General features: G+C 39.2%; 8 protein-coding genes. 6 read left to right on the forward strand and 2 right to left on the reverse strand.

The window, feature by feature from the left end; translation table 11 throughout:
- The first annotated feature begins 54 nt into the window (after window positions 1-54).
- The 4 genes from trxB (at window position 55) to VB694_RS25000 (ending at window position 3440) form a co-directional block, all read left to right on the forward strand.
- Window positions 55-1413 carry a thioredoxin-disulfide reductase gene (trxB, locus tag VB694_RS24985; RefSeq protein WP_323363030.1) on the forward strand — a complete coding sequence of 453 codons (1359 nt, stop codon included), beginning with the start codon at window positions 55-57 and terminating at the stop codon, window positions 1411-1413.
- Window positions 1414-1535: 122 nt separating this feature from the next.
- Window positions 1536-2156 (forward strand): Uma2 family endonuclease, encoded by a 621-nt coding sequence (locus tag VB694_RS24990; RefSeq protein WP_323363023.1) that lies wholly within the window; start codon window positions 1536-1538, stop codon window positions 2154-2156.
- Window positions 2157-2305: 149 nt separating this feature from the next.
- Window positions 2306-3190, forward strand: coding sequence for an ABC transporter permease (locus VB694_RS24995; protein WP_323363024.1), 885 nt, complete (start codon window positions 2306-2308; stop codon window positions 3188-3190).
- 91 nt (window positions 3191-3281) lie between these two features.
- Window positions 3282-3440 carry a hypothetical protein gene (locus VB694_RS25000; RefSeq protein ID WP_323363025.1) on the forward strand — a complete coding sequence of 53 codons (159 nt, stop codon included), beginning with the start codon at window positions 3282-3284 and terminating at the stop codon, window positions 3438-3440.
- A gap of 192 nt (window positions 3441-3632) precedes the next feature.
- On the opposite strand, the gene VB694_RS25005 is transcribed toward VB694_RS25000, so the two are convergent.
- Complete coding sequence (locus tag VB694_RS25005; protein ID WP_323363026.1) at window positions 3633-5054, reverse strand: HAMP domain-containing sensor histidine kinase; 1422 nt, start codon at window positions 5052-5054, stop codon at window positions 3633-3635.
- On the reverse strand, window positions 4993-5676 hold the full coding sequence (locus tag VB694_RS25010; RefSeq protein ID WP_323363027.1) for a response regulator transcription factor: 684 nt from the start codon (window positions 5674-5676) through the stop codon (window positions 4993-4995). The genes VB694_RS25005 and VB694_RS25010 overlap by 62 nt, the downstream gene beginning before the upstream one ends.
- A gap of 277 nt (window positions 5677-5953) precedes the next feature.
- Here VB694_RS25010 and VB694_RS25015 point away from each other — a divergent pair, with 277 nt between their 5' ends.
- Entirely contained in the window at window positions 5954-6550 is a 597-nt protein-coding gene (locus VB694_RS25015; protein ID WP_323363028.1) for a PepSY domain-containing protein, read from the forward strand.
- Between the two features lie 114 nt (window positions 6551-6664).
- Window positions 6665-7555, forward strand: coding sequence for an ROK family protein (locus VB694_RS25020; protein ID WP_323363029.1), 891 nt, complete (start codon window positions 6665-6667; stop codon window positions 7553-7555).
- Window positions 7556-7839 lie beyond the last annotated feature (284 nt).

Consider the following 7839-nt stretch of genomic DNA (forward strand, 5'->3'; position numbering starts at 1 on the left):
TTTGAGTTATGCTATACTAATTTAAACGTAGTCGTTATGAGTTTGTATAACAGTATGACAAATTCCAAAGTAGAAAACTTAGTAATTATCGGTTCTGGTCCGGCTGGATATACAGCAGCTATCTATGCAGGAAGGGCAAATTTAAAACCCGTAGTATTTGAAGGTTTCCAAGCTGGAGGTTTACCTGGTGGACAACTGATGACAACCACAGAAGTTGAGAACTTTCCAGGTTTTCCCCAAGGGATAACCGGACCAGACTTGATGGATAACATGAAGGCACAGGCTGAACGGTGGGGGGCAGAGTTATATACTGAAGATGTGATATCAGTTGATTTAAGTCAACGTCCTTTTACTATCCGTTCCTCAGAAAGAGAAATAAAGGCACATAGTGTAATTATCGCTACTGGTGCAACAGCTAAACGTTTAGGTTTACCCAGCGAACATCAATTTTGGAGTCGGGGAATTTCCGCTTGTGCGATTTGTGATGGTGCAACTCCCATCTTTCGCGGTGCAGAATTAGCAGTTATTGGTGCGGGAGACTCAGCAGCAGAAGAGGCTATTTATTTAACTAAATATGGTTCTATCGTACATTTATTAGTGCGTTCTGATAAAATGCGGGCTTCTAAAGCTATGCAAGATAGAGTTTTGAGTAACCCAAAAATAAAGGTACATTGGCATACTGAAGCGGTGGATGTGGTTGGTAAAGAACTGATGACCGGTTTGCAAGTTATTAACAGACAAACTGGGGAAGAAAGTACAATTAAAGCTAAAGGTTTATTTTACGCCGTTGGTCACAAGCCCAATACAGAGCTATTTCAGGGACAATTAGAACTGGATGAGGTGGGGTACATTACCACTAAACATGGTGGCGTGGAAACCAGTGTAGATGGTGTATATGCCGCCGGTGATGTGCAGGATCATGAATTTCGGCAAGCTATTACAGCAGCGGGTACTGGTTGTATGGCGGCCATGTTAGCGGAAAGATGGTTATCATCAAAGAATTTAATTCACGAGTTTCATCAAAGTCAAACCGAGGGAACAACACCCCACCCAGAAACAGAGAAAGCAGAAACAGCAGCAGAATTTAATTTACAAGCAACAAGCCATAATGGAGGTTATGCTTTAAGAAAATTATTCCATGAGAGCGATCGCTTGTTGTTGGTAAAATATATTTCTCCTGGTTGTGGTCCCTGTCATACCCTGAAACCGATATTAAATAAAGTCGTCGATGAATTTGATGGTAAAATTCACTTTGTGGAAATCGACATTGATAAAGATAGAGACATAGCAGAAAATGCCGGGATAATTGGAACACCGACGGTACAGATATTTAAAGATAAGGAATTGGTAAAAGAAGTGAAAGGTGTAAAACAGAAAAGTGAGTATCGACAGTTAATAGAAAGTAATTTGTAGTGACTGGGGACTGGTGACTGGTGACTGGTGACAGGGAAGATAAATAACCCAATTACCAATTACCAATCACCAATTACCAAACAAACAGATATGATAACTATTCAAATCAAATAATCTAAATTATGATTCAAGCTTTACCTCAAACTAAATTAGTAACTTTTGCAGAGTTTATAGAGTCTTATCCAGATACAGGAGTACGTTATGAATTACATGATGGAGTAATTGTAGAAATGACACCACCAGTAGGAGAACATGAAGAAATTATAGGTTTTTTAGCAACACAAATTACATTAGAATTTAGTCGGTTAAAATTACCTTATTTCATTCCCAAAACAGCTTTTATCAAACCACCTGAAAAAGAATCAGGATACTTACCAGATATACTTTTGTTAAATCGTCCTAATTTAGTTAATGAACCTTTATGGAAAAAACAGTCTACTATTAGTGAATCTGCTTCAGTTCCTCTTGTGGTTGAGATTGTCAGTACAAACTGGCGTGATGATTATCACAAAAAACTCGCTGACTATGAGGAAATGGGTATTGTAGAATATTGGATTGTGGATTATGCTGCTTTAGGTGGTAGAGCGTTTATTGGTAATCCTAAACAACCAACGATTTCAATTTATCAACTGATAGATGAGGAATATCAAGTTAGTCAATTTAGAAATGATGATTTAATAATATCACCCACTTTCCCAGAATTGAATTTAACTGCTAATCAAATTTTTCAAGCTAGTTTGTAGAGATTTTCAGCGATTAGAAATCGCCGCTATACAGACAAAACCCACCTTCGTGGGTTATAAAATTTCAATAATTGATTAGTCCACGCAGGTGGACTTCGTTTGTGTAGTAGCGATTTCTAATCGCCTAATATTTTAATCCTTAACCTCCCATGACTATTACAAAAAGCCGCATACCAAGATTTTTAAACTTTGCTAAATCTAACCTATCCCAGCGATTTATGTTGATAGGTTTAACAATGACTTTATTTTTTATCTTTTTAGCCTTTTTTGCACCAGTATTTCAATCTTGGGGATGGTTACAAAACCCCAAAGAATTTCTTTCTAACCCTATTCATGACGCACCTTCCATTAAACATTGGTTTGGTACAAGTCGCTTGGGTTATGATGTCTTTTCCAGGACGATTTTTGGCGCACAAGCAGCTTTACAAGTAGTTTTTTTAGCCACAGCATTAAGTATGGTTGTGGGTGTACCTTTAGGGATGGTAAGTGGTTATTTAGGGGGAAAATTAGATAAAACTTTGCTATTTCTCATGGATAGCATTTACACTTTACCAGGATTACTGCTATCTGTTACTTTGGCTTTTGTGGTAGGGAGAGGAATCTTAAATGCTGCGATCGCAATTAGTATAGCCTATATTCCCCAATATTATCGCGTTGTTCGTAACCACACCGTCAGCGTCAAAACCGAAGTATACATTGAAGCAGCACAAGCAATGGGTGCTTCTACCTGGATTGTATTATCCCGTTATCTATTTTTCAATGTTATTCAAAGTGTACCCGTCCTCTTTACCCTCAACGCCGCAGATGCCATATTAGTATTAGGTGGTTTAGGCTTTTTGGGTTTAGGACTACCCGAAGAAGTACCCGAATGGGGATATGATTTAAAACAGGCATTGGAAGCATTACCTACAGGTATTTGGTGGACTACCCTTTTTCCCGGTTTAGCGATGACAATTATGGTAGTAGGGTTATCACTACTTGGTGAAGGGTTGAATGAATTTGTCAATCCTCGACTGAGAAGAGAAAATAGATGACTGGGGAGTGGGGACTGGGTGAGAAAAACTAAGTCTTTATCCTGACTCCTAACTCCTGACTCCTGATAACTAACAAAACTGAGAGACTACTGTGAACGATAAATTTACTTTAATTGCAGCTGCTACAGGTGGGTTAATGCTTTCTGTAGCTTTATCTGGTATATTAAAAGGCGCACCCGTGATAAATGTACAGAATTTAAGCATGAGTGCAAATCAAATAGCTAATGTGCGAATAGTTAGTAAAAACTAATAGAACTAGTACACTGCGGTGTAAGGGACTTCCAAGAAATAAATTAATAAATTATCCAGATTAACGAACCGCAGAGGCGCAGAGGACACAGAGGAATAAGGATTTGAGAGATTTTTTACGTTAGGTGGTTGAGTATTTTTTTATTTGGAAGTCCCTAAGTGAATGAACCGTATTCAATAAACGCCATGATAATCAACTATCTTGACAACTCTCCTTAAATATTGGTAATTTCACGCGAAAACAGCTTCCCACAGCAATTTTACTCGTCACAGAAATTTCACCACCATGAGCATGAGTAATAGCTTGGACAATAGCTAAACCCAACCCAGAACCACCTTGACGACGAGAACGGGCTTTTTCAGCCCGCCAAAAACGATTAAACACTAAGGATAAATATTCAGGTGCAATACCAATACCTGTATCCACCACTTCAATCACCACAAAATCATCCTTTTTAAGCATTTTGACTCTAATTAAACCGCCATTAGACGTATATTGCAGAGCATTTTCTAGCAAATTCCCAAATAGTCGTTGTAACTGATGTGCATCCCCCTTTACCCATACTGCATCAATTAAATCGGCCTCTAAAGTAATTTCTTGAGATTTTGCCTGGGACTGTAAAGTATCAATTAAATCAAATAAAATTTCATCTATAGGAATGAGAATTGCAGTTTTGGGCAAACTTACAGGCGCAGCATCGCTTCTTGCTAACAAAAGTAAATCCTCTACCAAATGCGTCATCTGCTGCGTTGCCTCCTCTATTATTGTAATTTTTTTGACATCACTAAGATGAATACGTTCTGGGTGACTTTGCAGCACTTCCACAGTCGTTTTAATCGCTGTTAGGGGACTGCGTAATTCATGGGACGCATCCGCCGTAAACTGTTGTAATTGCTGGAAACTCTGCTCAATCGGTTGCAAAGCTTTACTCGTCAACCACCAACCTGTACCACTAATTAAAACCATCCCCAAAACACCAGCAAGACCCAAACCCATCAACAGTCTATTCAGTTCTTTTTGTACTTCCACCGTTGATGCACTGACACGCACATAACCTAAAAGTTGCTGGTTTTTTACAGATGAATAAACCGCAATAGTTAATGTCCTGATGCCATTTTGCTGCCACGAGTGAAAATTAGTAACAAATGGTGTTTCGGGAAATTGCTTTCCTGCTTTTCCTAATAATTGCTTCTTAGCATCAAACCATTCCACACTCTGACTATATAACCGTAAGTCTTGCCAAGGAATATCTAAATCCCCATCATTATCTAAAATTGGCGGCATCTTGCGATGCACAGCCATCTTATCTACCTGAATAGCCGATAAATTATGAGCTGCTGCATCCGTCAACGTCAACAACTGTCTATCTAATTGCTGACTTAGACTATAAGCAAAAAAATGATACACTACCACTGATGAAAGTCCCATAACTACCATCATCGCCATTAAATAAGATAGGATTAGTCGCCAACCGATAGCACGAAACTGGGGGTTAGTTAAAATATCCAGCCGCCCCCAAAATACAATAAATTTTCTAGCCGCAAACAAACTTTTATTGGTATTCGTTTTGCTTAAGCCGATACCCAAGCCCGTAAACAGTTTCGATAAAATCATCTTTTGCTCCTGCGGCTTTGAGTTTTTGACGTATTCCTCGAATATGCACCTTGATTGTATCCTGTCCGGGTGGGTCAATAGATGACCACAGGTGGTTAAGAATTTGATAACGACTGAGGACATGGCCATTGTTACGGAGAAGGAGTTCTAGTAATTGGTATTCCTTCGGTGTCATCGACAACAATTGTTCTTTGTAAGTAACAGTACAATTGGCTGGGTCAAGCAGCAGTCCACCCCACTCCAAAAAAGTTGATAATGCTGTATTTCCACGTCGCAGCAAAGCCCGAATACGCGCTAGTAATTCTTTTAAATCAAAAGGTTTGATGACGTAATCATCAGCACCTGCATCCAAACCTATTACTTTATCAGTGCTGCTATCTCTGGCAGTCAACATCAGCACTGGCAGCCCATAACCACGCTGACGTAACCTTTGACATAATTCTATACCATTTAATTTCGGTAACATCACATCCAGAAGGATTAAATCATAATCAAATACCGTTATGAAGTCCCATCCTTCCTCGCCGTCACCAGCTACATCAATCGCGTAATTATTATCAGTTAACGCTTCTGTAAGAGATGCAGCAATCCTTTCGTCATCTTCAACTAATAAAAATTTCATTACATAATCACTATTACAGTATTTCTTATTAATTGTTTCTAAATATTCTACAGGTAATCAAGTGACAAGGGAGGAAAACCTACACCTGTGAGGTGGGGTTCTTCCGGTTTAATCATAAATAATCAAGCAGACATGACTATGAAGTCTTTCCAAATTCTTTACTTTTGCTGTCTTATGCTCAAAGTTAGCTTGAGGTGAAGTAGCACATTTATTTTAGACGGATAAGTATTGTTAAACCTCCAACCTCAGCAACGTTGTATTCATTCAAGAGGTTATCATGGTTAAGATTAATCAGTCTCGTGAATTTCGTAAACTCCATCGTAACATTGCACCAATTTTATTCATTCCTTTACTGCTGAGTGCATTAACTGGTATTGCTTATCGTTTGGGAAGAAGTTGGTTTGGGATGCCTAAAGACACTGCCAAGATTTTCATGGCAATTCACCAGGGTACTTTTTTGGGTAAACCACTAGAACCAGTTTATGTATCCTTGGTAGGGCTGGGACTAGTGGGATTGGTGATTACCGGATTTGGTATGATTCGTAAATCCCGCTCAAATAAAGCCCCATCTCAACTGACTGTCCGAACCATTCACGGTATTCTGGCACCTATTATTTTTCTACCCTTGTTAGCTAGTGCTATTACAGGTATTGCTTACCGAGTTGGCGAAAGCTGGCTGGGATTACCAGAAGAACAAATTGAATTATTAATGACAATTCATCAAGGTAGCTATTTCGGGAGTTTTGGCAAACCTATTTATGTTGTTCTTGTTGGTTTAGGACTGATTGCTATGCTATTTACAGGCATCAACATGACGGGAATTTTTCGCAAGCGTCGTTCCCCAGTTCCAGAAAGTGAACAAATAGATGATTAAGAATTTACAATTTTCTGATTTTTAAGTTACGGTTTTAAGTTATTTAAGTGGGTATGTTTTCCGATATTGAGAGTATATTCACTTAATCAACTACTAACTCATGGCTAATGACGAATGACTAAACAAGTAATTGGTATTGATTTAGGGGGAACAGCGATTAAGCTAGGAAGGTTTACACAAGATGGTAATTGTTTACAATCTATCACTGTGGATACTCCCCAACCGGCAACACCAGAGGCTGTATTATTAAAGATGGTGGATGCCATAACTCAAATAGACCCAGATAATCAAAGTATAGCTATAGGTTTGGGAACTCCTGGACCTGCTGACGCTGCGGGAAGAGTTGCCAAAGTCGCCATTAATCTGGCAGGATGGCATGATATACCTTTAGCAGATTGGTTAGAGGCCAAAACTGGTAAACCAACCATTCTCGCTAATGATGCTAACTGTGCAGGTTTAGGAGAAGCTTGGTTAGGTGCTGGCCGCAATTTTCAACATTTGATTTTGCTGACTTTAGGAACAGGGGTTGGTGGTGCAGTCATTCTGGATGGTAAATTATTTATCGGACATCAAGGTGCAGCAGCAGAATTAGGTTTAATTACTTTAACACCCGATGGACCAATGTGTAATAGTGGTAATCAAGGTTCTTTAGAACAGTATACTTGTATATCCGCTATTCGTCGTCGCACAGGCAAAGAACCAGCAGAATTAGGCGCACTTGCCCAAAAAGGCGATACTGAAGCATTGACATTTTGGCAAGAATATGGTAAAGACTTGGGAATTGGTTTAACGAGTTTAATATATGTATTCACACCCCAAGCGATTATTATTGGTGGTGGTGTTAGTGCGAGTTTTGAATATTTTTTACCAGCAATGCAAGCAGAAATAGAAAAGCGGGTTTTACCAACATCCCGTGTAGGTTTACAGATACTACCAGCAGAACTGGGTAACTCAGCGGGAATGGTAGGTGCTGCTAAATTAGCATGGGGAATAGGTGACAGGTGACTGGGGACTGGGGACTGGGGACTGGAAGAAGAAGCAGGGGAGTTGTAGGGTGCGTCAGACTGAATAAATTCTATTAATAAACAGATTTGTTATATCTTACGCACCCTACAAATACTTAGATTTTTTCAAAATTCAAACATGAGTCCTGAGTAGGTGAACAAGAAAAATTAAAGGTATGTGAAGAAAAGTAAAATCGCTCAAAACTCTCTTCCTGTTCCCTGTTCCCTGTTCCCTGTTCCCTTGCCCCAACGACAATTTTTAACGCCCACCTACTTATATAGGGG

Origin of the sequence: Anabaena sp. UHCC 0451 (assembly GCF_034931405.1) — a bacterium.
GTDB lineage: Bacteria > Cyanobacteriota > Cyanobacteriia > Cyanobacteriales > Nostocaceae > RDYJ01.

Coding starts and splice junctions, on each gene's coding strand:
- trxB (WP_323363030.1), top strand. CDS start 55: ATGACAAATTCCAAAGTAGAAAACTTAGTAATTATCGGTTCTGGTCCG.
- VB694_RS24990 (WP_323363023.1), top strand. CDS start 1,536: ATGATTCAAGCTTTACCTCAAACTAAATTAGTAACTTTTGCAGAGTTT.
- VB694_RS24995 (WP_323363024.1), top strand. CDS start 2,306: ATGACTATTACAAAAAGCCGCATACCAAGATTTTTAAACTTTGCTAAA.
- VB694_RS25005 (WP_323363026.1), bottom strand. CDS start 5,054: ATGATTTTATCGAAACTGTTTACGGGCTTGGGTATCGGCTTAAGCAAA.
- VB694_RS25010 (WP_323363027.1), bottom strand. CDS start 5,676: ATGAAATTTTTATTAGTTGAAGATGACGAAAGGATTGCTGCATCTCTT.
- VB694_RS25015 (WP_323363028.1), top strand. CDS start 5,954: ATGGTTAAGATTAATCAGTCTCGTGAATTTCGTAAACTCCATCGTAAC.
- VB694_RS25020 (WP_323363029.1), top strand. CDS start 6,665: ATGACTAAACAAGTAATTGGTATTGATTTAGGGGGAACAGCGATTAAG.